General features: G+C 27.2%; 15 protein-coding genes and 1 pseudogene. 2 read left to right on the top strand and 14 right to left on the bottom strand.

The window, feature by feature from the left end; genetic code table 11:
* Positions 1–292 precede the first annotated feature (292 nt).
* The 7 genes from cysC to cysJ all read right to left on the bottom strand — a co-directional run bounded on the left by cysC (position 293) and on the right by cysJ (position 9,360).
* Positions 293–898, bottom strand: a complete 606-nt coding sequence (gene cysC, locus FD727_RS03570; protein WP_159938786.1) for an adenylyl-sulfate kinase — start codon at positions 896–898, stop codon at positions 293–295.
* Positions 895–2,328: a sulfate adenylyltransferase subunit CysN gene (cysN, locus tag FD727_RS03575; protein WP_159938787.1), complete on the bottom strand. Its 1,434-nt coding sequence runs from the start codon at positions 2,326–2,328 to the stop codon at positions 895–897. The genes cysC and cysN overlap by 4 nt, the downstream gene beginning before the upstream one ends.
* Before the next feature lie 9 nt (positions 2,329–2,337).
* Complete coding sequence (cysD, locus tag FD727_RS03580) at positions 2,338–3,246, bottom strand: sulfate adenylyltransferase subunit CysD (protein WP_159938788.1); 909 nt, start codon at positions 3,244–3,246, stop codon at positions 2,338–2,340.
* Positions 3,247–3,256: 10 nt separating this feature from the next.
* The gene (gene cysG, locus FD727_RS03585; protein ID WP_159938789.1) at positions 3,257–4,675 is read right to left on the bottom strand and encodes a siroheme synthase CysG; all 1,419 of its coding nucleotides are present in this window, start codon (positions 4,673–4,675) and stop codon (positions 3,257–3,259) included.
* 406 nt (positions 4,676–5,081) lie between these two features.
* Positions 5,082–5,816: a phosphoadenylyl-sulfate reductase gene (locus FD727_RS03590; protein WP_159938790.1), complete on the bottom strand. Its 735-nt coding sequence runs from the start codon at positions 5,814–5,816 to the stop codon at positions 5,082–5,084.
* An 8-nt stretch (positions 5,817–5,824) separates the two neighbouring features.
* Positions 5,825–7,540 carry an assimilatory sulfite reductase (NADPH) hemoprotein subunit gene (gene cysI / locus FD727_RS03595; RefSeq protein WP_159938791.1) on the bottom strand — a complete coding sequence of 572 codons (1,716 nt, stop codon included), beginning with the start codon at positions 7,538–7,540 and terminating at the stop codon, positions 5,825–5,827.
* Entirely contained in the window at positions 7,540–9,360 is a 1,821-nt protein-coding gene (cysJ, locus tag FD727_RS03600; protein WP_159938792.1) for an NADPH-dependent assimilatory sulfite reductase flavoprotein subunit, read from the bottom strand. The genes cysI and cysJ overlap by 1 nt, the downstream gene beginning before the upstream one ends.
* A gap of 273 nt (positions 9,361–9,633) precedes the next feature.
* Here cysJ and queD point away from each other — a divergent pair, with 273 nt between their 5' ends.
* Positions 9,634–10,008 carry a 6-carboxytetrahydropterin synthase QueD gene (queD, locus tag FD727_RS03605; protein ID WP_159938793.1) on the top strand — a complete coding sequence of 125 codons (375 nt, stop codon included), beginning with the start codon at positions 9,634–9,636 and terminating at the stop codon, positions 10,006–10,008.
* A gap of 124 nt (positions 10,009–10,132) precedes the next feature.
* Here the strand turns inward: queD and queE are convergent, their stop codons facing one another.
* From queE to tcdA, 5 genes are all read right to left on the bottom strand, one after another.
* The gene (queE, locus tag FD727_RS03610) at positions 10,133–10,804 is read right to left on the bottom strand and encodes a 7-carboxy-7-deazaguanine synthase QueE (protein ID WP_159938794.1); all 672 of its coding nucleotides are present in this window, start codon (positions 10,802–10,804) and stop codon (positions 10,133–10,135) included.
* Between the two features lie 88 nt (positions 10,805–10,892).
* Positions 10,893–12,191: a phosphopyruvate hydratase gene (gene eno, locus FD727_RS03615; RefSeq protein WP_159938795.1), complete on the bottom strand. Its 1,299-nt coding sequence runs from the start codon at positions 12,189–12,191 to the stop codon at positions 10,893–10,895.
* A 92-nt stretch (positions 12,192–12,283) separates the two neighbouring features.
* Positions 12,284–13,909 carry a glutamine hydrolyzing CTP synthase gene (pyrG, locus tag FD727_RS03620; protein ID WP_159938796.1) on the bottom strand — a complete coding sequence of 542 codons (1,626 nt, stop codon included), beginning with the start codon at positions 13,907–13,909 and terminating at the stop codon, positions 12,284–12,286.
* A 421-nt stretch (positions 13,910–14,330) separates the two neighbouring features.
* Positions 14,331–16,067: an HD domain-containing protein gene (locus FD727_RS03625; RefSeq protein WP_370515972.1), complete on the bottom strand. Its 1,737-nt coding sequence runs from the start codon at positions 16,065–16,067 to the stop codon at positions 14,331–14,333.
* A gap of 877 nt (positions 16,068–16,944) precedes the next feature.
* Complete coding sequence (gene tcdA, locus FD727_RS03630; protein WP_159938798.1) at positions 16,945–17,694, bottom strand: tRNA cyclic N6-threonylcarbamoyladenosine(37) synthase TcdA; 750 nt, start codon at positions 17,692–17,694, stop codon at positions 16,945–16,947.
* Between the two features lie 1,207 nt (positions 17,695–18,901).
* Between tcdA and argA the strand changes: the two are divergent.
* A pseudogene (gene argA / locus FD727_RS03635) lies at positions 18,902–20,173 on the top strand (amino-acid N-acetyltransferase).
* A gap of 60 nt (positions 20,174–20,233) precedes the next feature.
* On the opposite strand, the gene recD reads toward argA, so the two are convergent.
* Both recD and FD727_RS03645 read right to left on the bottom strand, forming a co-directional pair.
* On the bottom strand, positions 20,234–22,090 hold the full coding sequence (gene recD / locus FD727_RS03640) for an exodeoxyribonuclease V subunit alpha (protein WP_159938799.1): 1,857 nt from the start codon (positions 22,088–22,090) through the stop codon (positions 20,234–20,236).
* Positions 22,091–22,109: 19 nt separating this feature from the next.
* The coding region (locus FD727_RS03645; protein WP_159938800.1) for a hypothetical protein at positions 22,110–22,367 on the bottom strand (258 nt) is incomplete at its 5' end.

A 22,367-nucleotide genomic window follows, 5' to 3' on the forward strand; every position in this document is an offset into this window, starting at 1 on the left:
AAAATAACTTGTTTATAAATTTTTATGAAAAATTTATTTCTATCTTATTTAAAAAAAACGAAATAAAATTTTTTATAAATAAATTAATAATACATTGTGTAAACGGAGATATATTTTAAAATAGTTAAATATAACAAATAAATAACGATAATAAAATGATTAAAGTATCAACATTACTAAATATTAATAACTAATTAAGTTATATTCAAGTAAATTTATTATCTTTGATTTTATTTAGTTTGTTACATAAAGTTTAATAATTAAAAATTAACCAAAGATACTGCTCATTTATTTAATTTGTAATTAAACCTCGATTACATAAAAATTGTAATAATTGATTAATTAATAAGGTAATATCTTGTTTACCATCAAGATGGATCTCTGGAGAATCTGGAATTTCATAAAAACTATCAATTCCAGTAAAATTCTTTATTTTACCATCACGTGCCTTTTTATATAATCCTTTTGGATCACGTGTTTCACATAATTCTAAAGGAGTATCTACAAATACTTCAATATATTGATTTTTTTCAAACAAATTGCGTACCATTTGACGTTCAGAACGATATGGTGATATTAAAGCGGTTAGTACTACTAATCCAGCATCAAGCATTAATTTTGCTACTTCTCCGATACGACGAATATTTTCTTTACGCTCATTATCTTGAAATCCTAAATCTTTACATAAACCGTATCTGACATTATCACCATCTAGCAAATAGGTACTTATGCTTCGTTGATATAATGCTTGTTCAAGGTAGCTTGCTAAAGTCGATTTACCCGAACCCGAAACACCAGTAAACCACAACAATATTCCTGGATGACCGTGTTTGTTCTCGCGTTCAGTACGTGTGATTAAATGCTTATGCCAAATCACATTTGTATCATAATTTTTCATTTTTTACCATTTAATAAATCACAAGCATTCCAATGAGGAAAATGACGACGTACCAATGCATTTAGTTCTTTTTCAAATTCACTATACGGATGAATATTTGGTCTACAAATATCAATATGTGGCTGAGCAATCATACCTGCTCCTGCTGTCACATTACTAAAACGATCGATAAAAATCATTCCACCAGTTATAGGATTTTGAGAATATTTCTCTAATATCATTGGTTCACTAAATGTCATTTTTATTAATCCAACATTATTTAAAAATAATTTATCAGTACTTACTGTTTTTAATGTATTGATTTCAGTTTGATAAATAATTTTTTCTATTCTACCTCTTGTTTTTTTACAAGCTATTTTAACTATATATTCTTGCCCACATTGTAATGGTATTTCTGACATCCATATTACATTAACAGTTGCAGACTGAACTATAGTTAAGTTTGATTTAATATCAACTATTAAATCACCACGACTAATATCAATTTCATCTTGTAACACTAAAGTAATTGTGTCATTAGCACTAGCTTCTTGTAAATCTCCATCAAAGGTTACAATACGAGAAATAGTAGATTCTACTCCAGAAGGTAAAATTTTTATACGTTGACCTACTTTGATTAAGCCAGAAGCCAAGGTACCAGAATAACCGCGAAAATTAGGATTTGGACGATTAACATATTGTACTGGAAATCGTATTGGTTGATTGTCAAAGACAAAATTGATATTTGCATTTTCTAATAAATTTAATAAGGTAGAACCTTGATACCACATCATAGATTTACTTGAAAATACAACATTATGGCCCTCTAAAGCCGATATAGGTATGAAATTAATTTCCAAATTTTTAGGTAATAATACAGCAAAATTTAAATAATCTTGTTTTATTTGATTAAAAATTTCTTGTTTATATCCTACTAAGTCCATTTTATTTATAGCAACTATTAAGTGTTTAATTCCGATTAATGTGGAAATAAAACTATGACGTCGTGTTTGATCTAGCACACCTTTACAAGCATCAATCAATAAAATAGCTAAGTTACAAGTAGAAGCCCCACTCGCCATATTACGAGTATATTGTTGATGTCCAGGTGTATCAGCAATAATGAATTTACATTTATTAGTAGAAAAATAACGATAAGCTACATCAATTGTAATACCTTGTTCACGTTCAGCTTGTAATCCATCTACTAATAAAGCATAATCGATCTTATCACCTTGGGTGCCGTAACGTTTACTGTCGCTATATAATAATGATAGTTGATCATCATGAATCTGATTAGTATCATACAATAATCTACCGATTAATGTGCTCTTTCCATCATCAACACTTCCACACGTTAAAAAACGTACTAAACTTTTATGTTCTTGATTTAACAACCAAGTATCTATACCGCCTTGATTGGCAATCTGTTGAGCGATAGTATTATTCATTGATATTCCTTAAAAGTAACCCTGACGTTTTTTTAATTCCATGGATCCAGCTTGATCATGATCAATTATACGACCTTGACGTTCGCTTATGGTGCTAACTAACATTTCTTCAATAACTGCTGGTAATGTTTGTGCTTTAGATTCTACTGCACCAGTTAACGGCCAGCATCCTAAAGTTCTAAAACGAACCATACGTTGCTCTACTACTTCTTTTGGTCCTAACTTTATACGATCATCATCAATCATAATTAATATCCCATCACGCTCTAATACTGGACGTAATGCTGCTAAATATAATGGTACGATTTTAATACTTTCAAAAAAAATATATTGCCAAATATCTATTTCAGTCCAATTAGATAATGGGAAAACACGTATATTTTCTCCTTTATTAATTTGAGAATTATAATTATGCCATAGCTCAGGACGTTGATTTTTAGGATCCCAACGGTGAAAACGATCACGAAAAGAATAAATACGCTCTTTAGCTCGTGATTTTTCTTCATCACGCCGTGCTCCACCAAAAGCGGCATCAAAACCATATTTATTTAATGCTTGTTTCAAGCTCTCAGTTTTCATTAAATCTGTATAATTAGAGCCACCATGCGTAAATGGATTAATGCCTATTTTTAATCCTTCAGAATTGCGATGAATTATTAATTCAGCATTTATTTCTTTTATTGTATTATCACGAAATTCATACATTTCACGAAATTTCCAACCAGTATCAATATGCAATAACGGAAATGGTAATATACCTGGATAAAAAGCTTTACGCATTAAATGCAACATTACTGAAGAATCTTTACCGATAGAATATAACATGACTGGATTACTAAATTCAGCTGCTACTTCACGAATAATATAAATACTTTCTGCTTCTAATTGATGTAGATGAGTGAAACAATTATGAGCCATAATTCATCCTTTAAGTTAAATTAACAATAGCAGACTCATTAAATTGAGTAGAATCTGAATATTTAAACCAAGCTAGTTTTTTATGAAACTCTACTACTTTACCAATGACTAATAATATTGGTGTAGAAACATTTAACACTAACATTTCTAGTTGATGCAATTTGCCAATTAAAACCTTTTGATCTTTATATGTTCCTCGGCTAATTACTGCAATTGGTATGTCTGGATCTTTACCGTTTTTAATTAATTCAGTAGTAATTTCTGTTGCTTTTAACTTTCCCATGTATATGACTAAAGTATGCTCTAGACGCGCTATTAAAGACCAATCAATATTTTTTTTATCCATCATGCAATAATGACCAGTAATAAAAATAACGCTTTGAGAATAATCTCGATGAGTTAATGGAATCCCAGCATACGCAGTTACGCCTATAGCAGAAGTAATACCAGGCACTATTTGAAATGGGATACCAGCAATTTGGGCAGCTTGTAACTCTTCTGCTCCGCGACCAAAAATAAATGGATCACCACCTTTCAGACGTACCACTCGTTTTCCTTGTTGAGCTAACTTTATTAATAATTGATTAATTTTATCTTGTTGAATAGATGCTTTTCCAGGACGTTTACCAACACAAATACGTTCTGCATCACTACGAACTAGTTGTAAAACTTCATTACTTACTAGATAATCATAAAGTACTACATCGGCTAATTGCATTAATTGTAAACCTCGTATTGTTAACAAACCACTATCACCTGGACCAGCACCAATTAATATAATTTCACCTTGATTACAGTTATGGTTCTTTAGTTCATAGTCTAATATACGATTAGCTTCTTTAATATTACCTTTAGTTATTTGAGATGGAAAAAGACCATTAAAGATCCGTTCCCAAAAATGGCGGCGTTCTGAGATTGTTTGATAATGCTGCTTTACTTTATCTCTCCATTTACCGGCTATCTCAGCTATTTTACCTATGTTATTAGGTAGCAGAGCTTCAAGTTTTTCACGCAATAGACGAACTAACATTGGTGCAGTACCACTCGAAGATATAGCTAGTATTAGAGGATATCGATCAACAATGGCAGGAAAAATAAAACTACATTTTGATTGTCTATCGATAACATTAATAAGTTTATGTCGAGCATTAGCAGCTTCAAAAATTTGACTGTTTAGTTTTTCATTGTTAGTAGCAGCAACGACAAGGAAAACATCATCCAATTGCATTGGGCTAAAATCATAAGATATCCATGTAATATTATTAATATTCAGCAAATCTTGCATCGTCTTCCCAAGATTATTTGCAACTACTCTTATATTTGCACCTGCACGATGCAATAATTTAATTTTTCGTGCTGCAATGTCGCCACCACCGATCACCAGAACTGTACGATTGTTAACATCAGCGAAAATAGGTAAATAGTTCACTTTAATCTTGATATTTTCTAAGAAATGGATAGAACTAATATATGTTCTTTTTTTTTAATAGATGAAATTATCTATTGGAACATATAATTACTGAATAATATAATTCATTAATTATAATGAGATGGATTCAAGCTGAATGATATAAATATTTCAAATAAAAATGAAGAATAAATTCTTAAATGTATACAATGCAATTAAATTCATTTAAGAAAATTGTAATTGACATAAAATATGTAGTGTTTATATGGATATAAAAATAATTAATTAATTAATTATTTCTTAAATATATTTTGTGATATATATAATGTAATTTAATATAGATTAGTAATTTATGTATATTAAAGTAGTTCTATACATAAATAGAGTCAAGCAAAAGAATTAATGATTTTAATTACGTTAGCAACTATTATATTTCATGTAATCCACATTCTCTTTTTAATCCAAAAAATCGAGTTTCTTCTTCGCTCATACCTGGTTTCCACTTTTGGGTAGTATGGATATCTCCAACTGATACATATCCTTCTTTCCACAATGGATGATATTTAAGTTCATATTGTTTTAAATAATGATGTATTTTATGATTATTCCAATCAATTATAGGTAAAACTTTAAATAAACCATGTTGAATATCAAGTATTGGTAAATTTGCACGACTATCGGATTGATTGTGACGAAGACCAGCTAACCAAGTTTGTGCTTCTAACCTTTTTAATGCTCTCTTCATTGGTTCTACTTTATTAATTTGATTATATTTTTCAATACCTTTAATCCCTTGTTCCCATAATTTACCATAACGTACTTCTTGCCATGCCGGAGAAATCTTTGCGCTAAAAACATATAAATTAAGATTGAGTTTATATGTTAACTCATCAATAAAATTATATGTTTCAGGAAACAGATAACCAGTATCAATAAGAATAACAGGAATATTTGGTTTCTGTTGGGTGACCATATGTAATAAAACAGCAGATTGAATACCAAAACTAGAAGATAAAACCAATTGTTCTGGTAAGTTTATAAAAGACCAATGAATACGTTCTTCAGCAGTATATTTTCCTAATTTAATATTTAGTTCCCTTAACGCTAAAGTACGATCAAATTTTGTTAAACTTTTAAGAACTGAACAATTAAGTTTGTCCATGTTAATTATTATTCCCAAAAATCAATGATAGGATTTAGAATAGGTTTGACGATACCTGTTCGTATGACGAAATCGCCAAATTGTTCATGTCCATTACGACCTTCTTTCCAAGAAGCTATTAACTTATCTATTAAAGTTATTATCTCTTCTATTGTTAAATTTTCACGAAACAAACGAGGTATCCTAGTCCCGATATGATTACCACCTATATACATATTATAACGACCTGGAGATTTACCTATCAATCCCAATTCAGCTAATAAAGCTCTAGCACAACCATTAGGACAACCACTTACACGTAATATAATATACTCTTCATCCATACCATACTTATGCATAATTTGTTCGATTTTACTAACAAAAAATGGTAGAAAGCGTTCTGCCTCAGCCATTGCTAATGGACAAGTAGGAAATGCTACACAAGCCATAGAATTTACACGTTGCAGTGAAACTTCATTCATTAACCCATGTTGTCTAGCAATATTTTCGATTTTTGATTTTTGCTTTTCTGATACATTAGATATAATCAAATTTTGATTAGCACTTAATCTAAAGTGACCAGTATGAATTTTAGCAATGTTAGCAACACCACTTTTTATAAAACTTCTAGGATAATCAATTAAACGACCATTCTCAATAAATAAAGTTAGATGCCATTTGTTATCTATACCTTGAATCCATCCAATATGATCACTGCGTGTAGTTAATTCATATGGATGAATTGTTTTAAATTCTATTTTTGCACGTTTTTCTACTTCAGATTTGAATTGTTCAATACCTACACGCTCTAAAGTATATTTAGTTTTAGCATTGTTGCGATCAATGCGATTACCCCAATCTCGTTGTGTAGTAATTACTGCTTTAGCAACATCAAGAATTTTATGAACTGGTAAAAATCCAAATTCACTAGCTGTACGAGCATAAGTAAATTTTTTACCATGTTCAATTGATAATCCGCCACCTACTAATAAATTAAAACCAATTAACTTTCCTTCAGATGCAATAGCTATAAAACTGAGGTCATTTGCATGTAAATCAACATCATTATACGGTGGTATCACTATAGCTGTTTTAAATTTACGAGGTAAATAGGTTTCACCTAAAATAGGTTCTTGATCTATGATATTGTCTTTGTTCTTTTCATCTAACCAAATTTCAGCATATGCTCGTGTCTGTGGTAATAAATATTCAGAAAGCTTTTTTGCCCATCTATATGCTTCATAATATATTTCCGATTCTACTGCATTTGACGTACATAATACATTGCGATTTACATCATGAGCAGTTGCTAATGCATCCAATCCTACTTTATGTAATATTTGATGTGATAATTTTATATTTTTTTTTAGTATTCCATGAATTTGAAACGTTTGACGATTTGTTAAACGTATACTACCATAGAGAGTTTTTTCAGTAGCAAATCTATCAATTGCTAACCATTGTGTCGGAGTAATCATACCTCCTGGTAAACGACAACGAAGCATCATTGCATAACGAGGTTCAAGTTTTTGAGCAATTCTTTCGATGCGGATATCTCGGTCATCCTGCTGATACATACCATGAAAACGAATTAAAAAATAATTATCACCGATGAAACCTCCTGTTAGATGATTCTCTAGATCTTCAAGGATCGTACCACGTAAATAATTACTTTGTTTTTTTAAACGTTCTGCATCAGATAGTTTTCCTTCAATTCTTAAAACTCGAAAATTCTTTTTGTTCATTAATAAATATCTCGCTGATAACGACGTTCAAGACGTAAATTACTTAAAAAAACATCTGCTGTATCATAATCCATATTACCACAGGTGCTTATTACATCCAGTAATGCTTGTTCAACATTTTTTGCCATACGATTAGCATCACCACAAACGTAAAGATAGGCTCCTTTTTTAATCCAATACCATAGTTCTGAACTTTTTTCACGAATTTTATCTTGTACATAAATTTTTTCTTTTTGGTCTCGTGACCAAGCAAGATCAATATTCGTTAATACATTATCTTTTACATATTTTTGCCATTCAACTTGATAAAGAAAATCTTCCGTAAAATACGGATTACCAAAAAATAACCAATTTTGACTTTTGACATTATTCATATTACGTTCCTGCATAAAAGCACGAAATGGCGCAATACCTGTACCTGCAGCGATCATAATAATAGGAGAATGGATATCATCTGGTAAACGAAAATTATGATTTTTTTCAACAAAAATACGAATTTCACTATTTTCTTTTGTTTTAGCTAACCAAGTCGATGCTCCTCCACCACGTATATATCCATTGATTTTATATCGTACTACTCCAACAGTGATGTGTACTTCTGTTTTATTCTCCATTTGAGATGATGAAATAGAATACAAACGAGGTGTTAATGGACGTAAAAAGCTAATTAATTGTTCGGTATTTAAATTTATAGTATTTTGCCTAATCATATCAATAATAGGTAAACACTTAATATATTCTTGCAATTTAGATGTATTATTAACTAATTCTAGAAGAAATTTACTTTTTGAAATCATGGCATATTTTTTAACAATTTGTGGAGTATTAACTGTTAATTCAAAATGTTTTTGTAATGCATCTAGCAATGATAAATTTTCACCGCCAACATTAATGAGCTGATTATCTTTTAAACCTACTAAAGATATTAATTCTTGCACTAAATCTAAATCATTTTCATACCAGACACCTAATGCATCTCCAGGTTGATAATATAAGTTTGTATTACTTATATCAATTTCTATATGGCGTATATCTTTATCAGAATTATGACCAGTAATTTTTTGATTTATTAAAACCTTAGCAGTTAATGGATTTTCTTTAGTAAATTGTTCTTTAACATTGTGATTATTTTTAATATTACTAATAATATTATTGTTAGTTAAAGAAGATTGAACAGATGAATGAACTAATATTTTTGTTTTTAGTATTTGTATAATTTCTTGACGCCAGATTTGAGCCTGTTCATGATAATCAATATCAGCATCAACACGTTTTAATAAACGTTCTCCTCCTAGTTCAGCAAGACGTCTATCAAAATCTTTAGCTGTTTGGCTGAAAAATTCATATGAATGATCACCTAGACCAAATATGGCAAAAGAAATTTTTTGGCATTTTGGTGCTTTTTCTGACATTAAAAATTTATATAAGGCTAGTGCTTCCTCTGGAGGTTCACCTTCACCATAGGTGGAGGTAATTATAATTAATAATTTTTCTTGATCAATTTTTTTAAAATTATAATTACCTGCATTAATTAAATTAACATTCAATTTAGCTTCTATTAGTTCATTATTTAGTTGCTCCGCTAAACGACGTGCATTACCCGTTTGAGAAGAAGAAATTAATGTAATAACCGGTGATTCTGAAGAGACTATTTCTGTTTTAGTAACAGAATTAGAATTCTGCTTAATAGCAATTCCCCAAAAATAACCAGAAAGCCATATTAATTGATTAGTATCTAAATCTGAGATAATTTCCTGTAATTGAATCAGTTGCTCTGATTTAAATGGAAACAATAAATTTTCAGATAACGGAGTTGTCATTATATTAATAACTCTGAAATTAAAAATCTGAATACTCACTCATTGAAGAGGATTAGATTACCTAAGTAATTATTAACAATTAAATAAAACTTAGAACTAATCAATAACTAAAATGCATAGAAGATTATTTTTTTAATAAAAATCAATTAATAATATAATGAATTTTGATGTTAATTAAAATATAAATATATATATTTATATTTAGCAGATGTAAAATATATATATTTAAGTTAAAATTTATTAATTTTTAAAATTAGGAGAATTATTATACTAATGTTTAGTACAGTATTTAAAGATTTTCGATTTGAAGCAGCTCACTTATTACCTTATGTACCAGAAAAACATAAATGTGGTCGTTTACATGGACATTCATTCAGATTACGTTTAGAAATTACTAAGGCAATAAATATCCATACTGGATGGGTAATGGATTTTGCTGAAATAACAGCTAAATTTAAGCCAATTTATAATCAATTAGATCATCATTATCTTAATGAAATTCCAGGTCTAGAAAATCCAACTAGTGAAATATTAGCCAAATGGATTTGGTATAAGGTAAAACCTATTTTACCAGAACTTAGCTCTGTGATAATTAAAGAAACCTGTACAGTTGGTTGTATCTATCGTGGAGATCAAACTATTATATAATAGTGTTATACATTTAGTTTAATTTTTATATATTTTAGTTTATTCATTTTAATATTTGATTTTTTAAAAAACTATAATTAATTGATATAAATGAAATAAATTTAATTACACTCAATTTATTAAGTTATCTTATATTAAGATATTTGTGTGTTTGCATTGAAAAGCGCCAATTGCGAGCAATACAGGTTTTAATACATAAATGAGTTGCAATATTACTACAACTAACTGGCTGTAATGTTATTACACGTTGTTTTGTATCCTGCAATTTTGATAATAATAAATCTAGTGATTTAACATCGCGTAAACGAGCTACCAAATGTTTAATTTCATCTGCACGTTTTAATGTCTGCATTACAACATGATAGCCACCTTTCACATTTGTTTTGGGAGATACGGTTACCCAACTATTTTCAGAACAATATAATTCGTATGTACCACTAGTTTCAATTTGACATTGTAAACCTATTGTTTCTAATGAATAAGTTAAAGGACGTAAGTCATATATTGCTGGCTCGCCACCAGTAATAACAACATGACGTGCAGTCCATTTTTTAGACTGAATAAATGTAACTAACATTTTAGGAGTAGCAATACTCCAACTACTATTGCTTATATTTTTGGATAAGATATTATCTATTGTTGTATTATGATTTACTGATATATTCCAAGTATACTTAGTGTCACACCAACTACATCCTACTGGGCACCCTTGTAAACGAATAAATAACGCTGGAGTACCCATGTAAAATCCTTCTCCTTGCAATGTTTGAAATATCTCATTAATTGGGTAAAACATTTTACTTATATCCACAATTTAATCATTATTTTTTAATACTACTAATAAAAAATAGTATTTATTTTGAATAAGATTTATTAATGACTTATTAAATTTGATTTTTTATTTCTTTCAAACCATTAAATAATGCTTTACTACCTAGTTTTTCTTCAATACGAATTAATTGATTATATTTGGCAATTCGTTCAGAACGGCTCATAGAACCTGTTTTAATTTGACCAGCTGCAGTACCTACCGCTAAATCGGCAATAGTTGCATCTTCTGTTTCTCCTGAGCGATGTGAGATTACTGTGGTATATCCTGCATTTTTAGCTATTTTTATAGTTTCTAAAGTTTCACTTAAAGAACCAATCTGGTTTAATTTAATTAAAATAGAATTAGCAACACCTTGTTCAATTCCTTTCTTTAAGATGTTAGGATTAGTGACAAATAAATCATCACCCACTAATTGAAGTTTTTGTCCTAATTTTTTAGTTTGATATATAAATCCTTCCCAATCAGATTCATCTAAACCATCTTCAATAGAAATAATTGGATATTGTTTAGTTAGAGATTCTAAAAAATTCGTAAACTCTTTATAGTTAAAATACTGTTCTATTTCACCTTTTAGTATATATTTATGATCATGATATAATTCAGATGCTGCGCAATCTATTGCGAAAGTGATATCTTTACCTAATTTATAACCTGCTACTTCTACGGCTTCACTAATCATCTTGAATGCTTCAGAATTAGAAGATAAATTTGGTGCATAACCACCTTCATCTCCCACTGCTGTATTCAAACCTTTATTTTTTAATATATTTGCTAAGTGATGAAAAATTTCAGCTCCCATTCTAATAGCTTCTTTCATCGTTCTTGCACCAATTGGTTGAATCATAAATTCTTGAATATCTAAATTATTATTAGCATGTTTACCACCATTAATAATATTAATCATTGGTAAGGGCATAGAATATTTACCATAGCTACCATTGAGCTCAGCTATATATGCGTATAAAGGTAGTCGTTTAGAAGCTGCTGCTGCTTTAGCACTTGCTAAGGAAACTGATAAAATAGCATTTGCACCTAATTTTGATTTATTATGAGTGCCATCCAATTCAATCATCAGTTGATCAATTTTAAATTGATCTTCATTATCTTCTCCAATTAACAAATCAGCTATAGGACCATTTACAGAATTAACTGCTTTTAAAACACCTTTGCCTAAAAAACGCAATTTATCATTATCACGCAATTCCAAGGCTTCATAAGATCCAGTGGAAAGTCCAGAAGGAATAGCAGCAAGACCAATAAACCCTCCTTCTAAATGTACTTCTGCTTCAACTGTGGGATTGCCACGAGAATCAATAATTTCACGACCAATAATTTTTATAATTTTAGACATTCAAATTTCCTTAGTACTAATTAATAATCTCCAAGATTTAACTATTATATCAATAGTATATATTAATAATACAAATATATAATTGTTAATTATCATTTCTGATATTCTTGTGCAGCTTTAATAAAGCTAGTGAAAAGAGGATGTCCATCACGAGGAGTTGAAGTAAATTCTGGATGAAATTGACAAGCTATAAACCATGGGTGATTAGGAAGTTCAATAATTTCAATTAATTGCTTATTATGAGAAAATCCAGTAATACATAACCCTAATTTTTCCATCGGTTCAAGCAAACAACTATTTATTTCATAACGATGTCGATGACGTTCAATAATAACATCAGAACCGTATAATCTAAAAACTTTACTATCTGGTGTTAAAAAACATTTTTGACTACCCAAACGCATGCTAGCACCAAAAATAGTATGTGTATTTCTTTGATTTATATTACCATCCTCATCACGCCACTCAGTTATTAAAGCTACTACTGGATATCTACAATTAGGTATAAATTCTGTTGAATTTGCTCCTTCCATTCCTGCAACATTCCGCGCAAATTCTATTAAAGCAGCTTGCATGCCAAGGCAAATACCTAGATAGGGTATACGATTTTCACGAACATATTGTACAGTTAATATTTTTCCTTCAACTCCTCTGTAGCCAAAGCCACCTGGAATTAAAATCGCATCTAAATCTTTTAATAATTCAATACCTTGAATTTCAATATGTTGAGAATCAATTAATCTTATATTTACAGTTAATCGATTTTTTAAACCACCATGTTTAAGTGCTTCAATCACCGATTTATATGCATCTGGAAACTCGACATATTTACCAACTATACCGATCGTTACTTCACCATCGGTATTAGATTCTTCATAAATTACTTGCTCCCAATCTGATAAATTTGCTTCAGGTACATCAAGATTAAAACGTTGACATATATAATCATCTAAACCCTGAGATTTCAGTAATGATGGAATTTTATATATAGAGTCTATATCTTTTAAAGAAATAACTGCTTTTCCAGGAACATTACAGAATAATGCAATTTTTTCTCGTTCATGTATTGGGACTAAATTTACGGAACGACAAATTAAGATATCTGGTTGAATACCAATTGATAATAACTCTTTTACTGAATGTTGAGTAGGTTTAGTTTTTATTTCTCCTGTAGCAGTAATATAAGGAACTAATGTTAAATGTACATACATCGTATGTTCACGGCCAATATCAATAGCTATTTGTCTAATGGCTTCAAGAAATGGCAATGATTCTATATCTCCCACAGTACCACCAATTTCTATTAAAACAATAGAATAACCATTGCCTCCAGTAATAATATGTTCTTTAATAGTATTAGTAATATGAGGAATAACTTGAATAGTAGCTCCTAAATAATCTCCACGACGTTCTTTATATAAAACTTCTGAATAAATTCTACCAGTAGTAAAATTATTAAAACGAGACATTTTAGTACGAATAAACCTCTCGTAATGACCTAAATCTAGATCAGTTTCAGCTCCATCATCAGTAACAAAAACTTCACCATGTTGTGTGGGATTCATAGTACCCGGATCAACATTTATGTAAGGATCTAGTTTGATAATGGTTACTTTTAAGCCACGTGCTTCGAGTATAGCTGCGAGTGAAGCTGTAGCAATACCTTTACCCAAAGAAGAAACAACACCGCCTGTTACAAAAATATAACGTGTCATCATAAAATTTATTTAATTTAATGATAATGAATAATTAAGCTTAGGAAAGAATTTACTAAAAATAAGTATAAGATTAAAATCTTTAATAAAATTCTCTAATTAAATAAACATCAAAATTTAATTTATTAAATTAGATAATTTTTATTATGTTAGCAATAATTATAGATTATTAGCTATGTTAAATAAAAACAAACAGCAATTAATAATTAATTAATTATATGTTAGAGAACATAAAATTTACTTAGTAAGTTTAAGTATATATCAATAAGTTATAAAGAAACAATTTAAATAATATCAAATATCTGAGTCAACTACACTAAAATATAGTCAATTATTTGATTATGTTAAATATCAATTTTCACAGCAATAATAGTTAATTTATTCCGTATATCACTATTAATAAAAACATCAATTACATTATTTTTTAACCATTTAACAATGGATGAATAATTATATCTTTTACTAAAATAGTATGTTTTTTCGTTATTATTTGAATAACATGATGACTATATATCTCGTGGCTATGTACTGTAAAATTTACACTATCATTATTAGCAATTGGTTGGTAACTACTACTATTTAAAATATAGTACAATAAACTTTCTTTACGCTTTAACATTATAAATAAATGTAAATTTAAAACCAATTGAAGCAATATTGTATGTTCTTTACTTTCTGAATGCAGTTTACTAAACTCGAGTAATAGAAAATTTACTATTTGATTATTAGGAACACTGCATCGGCTATTCATAGTTAATAACATATTTTGTGAATTAATCTTATATGTTAATATTAACATTTTTTCTGCTTTATTTATAGCAATAGTTAAATTATTTAACCTTTTATCAAAAATAAAATATTTTATTAAAATAAAAATATCAAATGCATGCATACAAAACCATATTTTAATTTTTAAGGATTCTCTATTAGAGTCAATGTAATATAAATTTGTATTTATACACTCAACAATAAAGTTGATTTTTTTTTGAGTTGTAAATTTTATTAATTTATCTATTTTAGATAATGAACCAAATCGTACAATATAACCATTTATTATACTATCAATATAACGATGTTCAATATAACTATAAGTATAATATATAAGATTGACGAATGTTAAGTTAGATAAAAATCTAACTATTTTTAGTTTAACATTTAAGACATGAATTAAATTCTTAAAAATTTGAATATTTATTCTATTAAAAACATCATTATATATGAATTTATTTTGTTGCCAAATAAATAAATTACTTAAACAATTAATATTGAATTCATATCCAATAGCACGTGTATTTCTCAAAATTAAATTTTCTTTATATTTCCAATGTGCAGCAACACCTAATTCAGCATTTTCATGCATATGATATGTACGAATTTGGACCTCTATTATTTTTCCATATGGTCCTAAGATGACAGTGTGAATTGATTGATATCCGTTTAATTTTGGATTGGCAATATAATCATCGAATTCACTAGGCAGATGATAGTAAAGTGTATGCACAGTACTTAACGCACCATAACAATCCTGTATGCGATTAGCCACAATACGTACAGCAGATAAATCAAAAATTTCATTAAAATTCAATGATTTTCTCTTCATTTTGCGCCATATACTGTAAATATGTTTAGGACGACCATATACTTTTGCATATACCCCTTCTTTATGCATTTCTCTACGTAAATTTTTAACAAATTGTTTTACATAATGTTCACGATCAATCCGTCGTTCATGTAGGAGATTAGCAATTTTTCTATATTCATCTGGATATAAATAACGGAAACAATAATCTTCTAATTGCCATTTCAGTGTTCTAATATCTAATCGATTTGCTAGTATAGCATGAATATTAATAGTTGCTTTATTAGCTAATATCTTCTTATTTTCTGATGTTTTTTCCATTGATCCTAAATAAGTAATTCTTTCAGTTAATTTAATTACTATACACCTAAGATCTTCTATCATTCCTAATAATAAGTGCCACATATTATCAAATTCTTCTGAAGTAATATGATTATTATAAATTATTGTCAAATGACAAATATTAATAGTCTTTTGAACAGCATGAACTAAAAAAATAATAGCTTTACAAAAAAATTGCTCTAATTTTAAGTCGGATGAACATACGTTTTCAGTAACATAATATTTATAAGTATCTATCAGTCATTGGTGAGTTTCAAACTTGTTAATGTTTAAACAACAAGATGTTGACTAAGAACAAATTTATTTACTTGATTAAAATATATGCTATTAAGTGCAATCATTCTTCATCCTATAATATAAGTATATTTAGTACCTCAACTGTTTCATTGTGTATCTTAAGCATTTATTTCTTACCTATTAAAGAATACATTATTTGTAAGATTATGATTTACAATCATAGATAACTTAATAATTATTTACCACTTTTAATGTTATATCAATAATATGCATAGAAGTAAATGTTTTGTACACATATTAATTTATATTGTATTTATAATACCTGAAATGATTAATTACAAAATATATATATTTTTGTAATAATTTAAAATTAAGATTAATAATTTTAAATTATTTAGCAAACTATATATTTTATGTTTAAGTTAATTTGAAATATAAACTCATAATATGTTTAATATTATAAATAAATATTCTTAATTTTGATTGATTTTTAAAGAAAATTAATAGTAATTTAATTAAGAAATTTATATAAATTATACTATTAAATTTATCCATTAAAATTATATATATAATAAGTACAATTATATATTAAAATTATGATTTTTGATAATTTATATGTTATAATATATAAATGTTTAATTAGAAATTTGATTAGATATCATAGATATTAATAAGAACTTAATGTGTGATTAATAATCATATATTATTTATATTGAATTAAGAAATTAATTAATTTTCAAAATTATATTCAACTAATCTAATATATTAACTAATAAAAGTATTAAAAATTAAATGTTAAATAAAATTAGTTAAATATATTTATAAGTATTGTATAGAAGGTATATTCTACAAAAATATTATTTATATAAATAATAAAAGATTATTTAATCAATATTTTTTTTAAAGTATGTGATACTGCTAAAAAACCAAATGTTGCAGTTACCATGGTAACTGTACCAAATCCCGATCTACAATCTAACCGTTTCGGGCCATCTAATTTAGGATAAATTGTTTTCTCAGTTGAAAAAACACAGTCGATACCTAATTTATTTTTATTAACTTTTGAAATGCTAAATTTAGCCTTTAACTTATTACGCAAACAGGCTATCAATGGATCTTGAAAAGTATTCATTAAATCATCAATCTTAATTTGTGTAGGATCAATTTTTCCACCTGCACCTCCAATAGTAACTAGAGGAATTTTATTAAGATAACAATAAGAAATTATAAAAGCTTTTACTTCTATATTATCAATTGCATCAATTATATAGTTATATCCAACAGATAATAATTCAGGCGCATTATTTGGAGTAATAAACTTATTAATACATATAACATTACATTCTGGATTAATATCCATAATACGTTCTGCCATTACTTCAACTTTTTCTTTGCCTATCTTATGCTGTAATACTTGCACTTGTCGATTTGTATTGCTTATACAAATATCATCCATATCGATCAAGGTAATTTTACCAATACCTGTACGAACTAAAGCTTCCACTACCCAAGAACCAACTCCACCAATACCAATTACACAAAAATGTGCATTAGCAAAATATTGTAGAGAATCTTCTCCATATAAACGAGAGACGCCATTAAAACGTTGCCACCAAGCATTACTGACCACTTATACACTAAACCTTAATGTAATAATTATCAAATTAATATCTAAATGTTAGAGCGATATTGAGCATAATCAAATAAACCTCTAAAATTTAAATATAAAGTATATTATAAAAAAAAATATTATTTATTTTAATATAGCACATATATATAAACTGTTTATTTTAATTCTATATTAATATTATTTAGTAGCATATATATAAATATATTATCTATTTTAATTTAAATAGATAATCTTTAAAAAATTAATATAATCATTCTTCATAAATAAAGTAATTACGACCTACAATATGTATTGAAAATCAGTATATTATTTAATAATAGATTTTTAATTATTTTGTTAAAATTTTTTACATTTATTAATCTTCTTTGAAGCTCATATTACAATTTTTGATTGTAACTTAATTTATTTGTATTTATTTACAATATAATTTTCATTAAAAATAATTAAATATTATAATAATTAATCTTGTCAAGATTGAACAATTGGTAATTTAGATAAATATCTAACAAGAAGTTATTATAAATATTAGTATATTTATAATAAAACAAAAATAATAAAATTTATTATATTGTTATTCCTATCATATATAAATAATAATTTAAAAAATGGATAATAGTAGCATTGTTCCCTATCACTAATAGTTAGTTAACATATATAACATAATTATATATAACTTAAATAAGTTTATATTATATGCAAATAGCATTGACGCTAACAAGTACAAAAGTTAAATAAACAATACTAAATCAATTTATCAAAATTTGATCTGTATTGAATTAATAAATATTTAAATTTATTAATTTTATTTATTGATGTATTATATTGCATACCCTTCATTGAAAACATATTTATCATATTTTAATTTTTGATATTTTTAGAAGTAATATTGAATTACATTCAATACTAATATTCCATTTACATTTTATATTACAATAAATTATTAAAAATAATTTATTTAAACGATAGTGATGGGTTTTTAAATAAAATTATTTAATAGTAAGTTTATGTATTATGTAAGTAGATTATCATATCTATGATTTAAAAAATATTTAAATTTAATTATATGATTTATTTATAAAGTAAAATACTTTCTTTAAAATTAATCTACTCTATAAGTATAATAATAAAATTCAAACAATAAAATTTAAAGATATATTTGTATGAAACAAGGTAATATAGTACTGAGTTAGTTTAAAGCTTTCGTCATATTATTCCTTACATAAATTATCATCGTAGTAAGTTTTTTATCATAATATTGAATGGAAAAACTATCAATCAAGAAAATTTTTCAGTATCATCAATACTATTGCTTTATTGAATTGTGTTGCTATCCTTTGAATTGTGATGCATTGAATACGTCCATAAATCTAGATTAGTATGAAAAGCGACGAATGATATGAATATATCATAAATAAACATATGTTACTGATATATTTTCTCTAGACGTAATTAAGCAGATCTCTGATTGTTTATAATTAAATATTACCACACTTCTATCAATGAATTTAAATAATACTCCATTGCATGGCACACATATAAATATACTAAGTAGCAACTTTATTATTACTCAATTATTAGGAATTGACAATGGAGTAGACTATTGTCACAGTGATTATATTCATTGTATTAACGAAAAAGCAATTTTTCATTAACTCGATAAATAGTATTGTTTTATTAGGTCGTATAGTAATATCAGTAACAGATTAAATTTTTAATTTAACTTCAGAGAAATAACTAATTCAGCTAAAAGCTGAAAAAGTCATTGGACTTTGTATTGAACAAGGAGTGATTAACGAAGAAGGTAAGATTATTTCAAAAATATTGCATGATGAAGTTTAAAAATATATTTTTTATATAAAAAATAATAACCTTGATATTTGTAATAGAATATATTTTCTACATGTAGCTATAAAAGCTTATCGTCAGAGAGTACAATCTTGTTATTTAATTACTTACCATATCAGGAAGTGCTTTGTTTGCTATAAGAATTATTTCCTCAAGATGGAATTAGTACATAAATTGTTATGGCATTAGCTGAACAAATAAAACGGTCTACTATTGAAGACAGTAGAGAAATTTTAGACCTAATTCATCCATTAGAAAAACAAGGTATTTCAGTTCGTCGTTCACACGAACAATTAGAAAAAGAAATGGATAATTTTACTATTATTGAGCACGATAATCTAATTATTGCTTGTGCAATACTGTATCCATTTAAATGTGAAAAGATTGAGTAGGTCGCTTGTTTAGCCGTTCATCTAGAGTATAGAAGTTTATCAAGAAGATATATATTATTAAAACACATAAAATCATAGGTATATAAACTAGGATTAAAAAATATTTGTATTAATTACATGTAGTATTCATGGGTTGCAAGAATTCGGATTAATGTCTGTAGATATTGAAATTTTACCGAAAAGTAAAAAAATTATATAATTATCAACGATACTCAAAAATTTTAATCATTAATTTATATTAATAACATAAGTAGTTAAAATATATTATAATTAAATATAAGTTATATAAGACTATAACAACCTTAAGAATTAATTAATTTATCAAATGATTCTAATCCTCCAGTATATCTTTGATAAGGTGATTGCAAAGTATGATAAAAAATGCTATTTCTGCTATATACTGTTAAATAATTACGAGTGCTAATTATTGCGGTATAAAGTAATTCTCTTGTTAATTGGGATATGAATCTTATTGGCATAACAAGTGCCGTATGGTTAAATACTAAACCTTGTGATTGATAGATCGTCATAGCCCAAGCGGTTTTGTGCATTGGCACATGATTTAAAGAGATTGATTGAATCATTTTATTTGTATGTAGAAAAAAGACTTTTAATATACCTTCATGGTTATATAAAGTAATTCCAATATCTCCTTTAAATAATCCAAGTGTGCTACAATTACAAGTTAATATTATCGGTCTTCCTTGATACCAAGGATTTCTAAATCGATATGGTTGAATAAACTCTAAATCTATCAATTTATGCTCAATACTATAATTTAATTCATTTGCTCCTAATATTCCTTCTTGCATTATACATAATACTTTGTAATGATTAAAAGCATGAATAATTTCTATAATTTCGGCTTTTTTATAAATTAATTTTAAAAAAGATTTATAATTTTCTGCAATTTCCTCTACCATTACAAGGTAGTCTTTTTTATTAATTATTGGTCGTAACTTAATGTTTGTAAATGAATTGTTCAATAGTGATTTTACTTTTTTAATTTTTCCATTATTAACAAACCTTGCTAATTGTTCTATAACTGTATTTTGATTAAAATCATGCTTTTTATAAAGCAAACAAATTGAATTTTGTATAACTATGGGAATATTATTTAGACTATCTACAATAGGAACTTTACATCCAGTTAATAAACTAAGTTTTAAAGCATATTTATGACTATAACCTGATTTAGCATAACAATAGCAAATATCTCCTATTAATGAACTAACTTTCATTGGGATTAACTGATATTGATCACCAATAAGAACGACCCGTGCTTGTGGAGGTAAAGCGGTAATCACATTAACCATCATTTTTAAATCTATCATAAAAGCTGAATTTATAACTAATACGTCAAGATGTAAATGATTATTACTGTGATATTTTGGTTGTAATGTTTCTGAATGTACTCCTAACAAACGATATAAAGAAATTACTTCTAAAGGAAAATGTTTTTGTTCTACACTATTTAATGATAATGCTTGTAATATTTTTCTAAGAGATCCTTTTAAAAGTGTTGCTTCCTTTACCGTAGGAGCTATTATTTGAATACGTAAATTTCCTTTACTTAAAGAAATCAAAGTCATTAATATTTTTACTAATGTAATAGTTTTACCAGTACCTATACCTCCTGATATAATGGCAATTTTTTGTGTAAGCACTACTGCAGCTGCAATTTTTTGACAATTTTCACTATCTATTCCAAATAATTTATCTAATACTGCACGTATTTGCTCTGAAGCAAAAGACTCAAATATAGAATTTGATTTTAAAAAATTAATAATTTGTTCTTTATATTCCCATAATCGATGTAAATAAAGACTGTTAGCATCCAAAATAATTGGTGCAACTTTTTGATTTACACTTGTTAATGCTGACCAATTTTTAAATATGCTATGCCAATTTTGAGGTTTACCAGCAGCTTGCCAAATAGCTCGAGATAATTCAGGATATTCTCCTTTAAATAACATGTTTTTAGTTAATTGTGATAAAGGTAAACAAATATTGCCTTTACCTACTTCAGCACTTAAAAGAGCTGTTACTAAAAATCGTGCAGGATGATAATTATCATTAACTAATAATTCAGCAAATTGAAGATCTAAAGTACGTAACAGATGTAACTTTAATGCTTGCTTTAATAGTGTTTTTATCATAATATCACTTATATGAATTTTACTTATTCATAAATAGATTATCAAGTTGTACAATTAAATTGTATTTAGGACGTGTATAAAATACACCATTATCACAAGATATCCCATTCATTCCACGTAGAAATAGATAAAATACACCACCGAAATCTTTTTCATATTGATAATCATTTAAGCGATGAATTAAATAACGATGAAGTGCTAATGTATACAATTGATATTGTAGATCATAACGATGTTTAATCATTGTTTTTAATATTATTTGTTGTTTATAAGATGC

This window comes from Pantoea sp. Mhis (assembly GCF_009830015.1).

Bases quoted from the DNA above. Each gene is read 5' to 3' on its own strand.
- cysD (WP_159938788.1), bottom strand. From the start codon at position 3,246: ATGGCTCATAATTGTTTCACTCATCTACATCAATTAGAAGCAGAAAGT.
- cysI (WP_159938791.1), bottom strand. From the start codon at position 7,540: ATGAACAAAAAGAATTTTCGAGTTTTAAGAATTGAAGGAAAACTATCT.
- FD727_RS03590 (WP_159938790.1), bottom strand. From the start codon at position 5,816: ATGGACAAACTTAATTGTTCAGTTCTTAAAAGTTTAACAAAATTTGAT.
- cysN (WP_159938787.1), bottom strand. From the start codon at position 2,328: ATGAATAATACTATCGCTCAACAGATTGCCAATCAAGGCGGTATAGAT.
- recD (WP_159938799.1), bottom strand. From the start codon at position 22,090: ATGATAAAAACACTATTAAAGCAAGCATTAAAGTTACATCTGTTACGT.
- eno (WP_159938795.1), bottom strand. From the start codon at position 12,191: ATGTCTAAAATTATAAAAATTATTGGTCGTGAAATTATTGATTCTCGT.
- cysJ (WP_159938792.1), bottom strand. From the start codon at position 9,360: ATGACAACTCCGTTATCTGAAAATTTATTGTTTCCATTTAAATCAGAG.
- queD (WP_159938793.1), top strand. From the start codon at position 9,634: ATGTTTAGTACAGTATTTAAAGATTTTCGATTTGAAGCAGCTCACTTA.
- queE (WP_159938794.1), bottom strand. From the start codon at position 10,804: ATGTTTTACCCAATTAATGAGATATTTCAAACATTGCAAGGAGAAGGA.
- pyrG (WP_159938796.1), bottom strand. From the start codon at position 13,909: ATGATGACACGTTATATTTTTGTAACAGGCGGTGTTGTTTCTTCTTTG.
- cysC (WP_159938786.1), bottom strand. From the start codon at position 898: ATGAAAAATTATGATACAAATGTGATTTGGCATAAGCATTTAATCACA.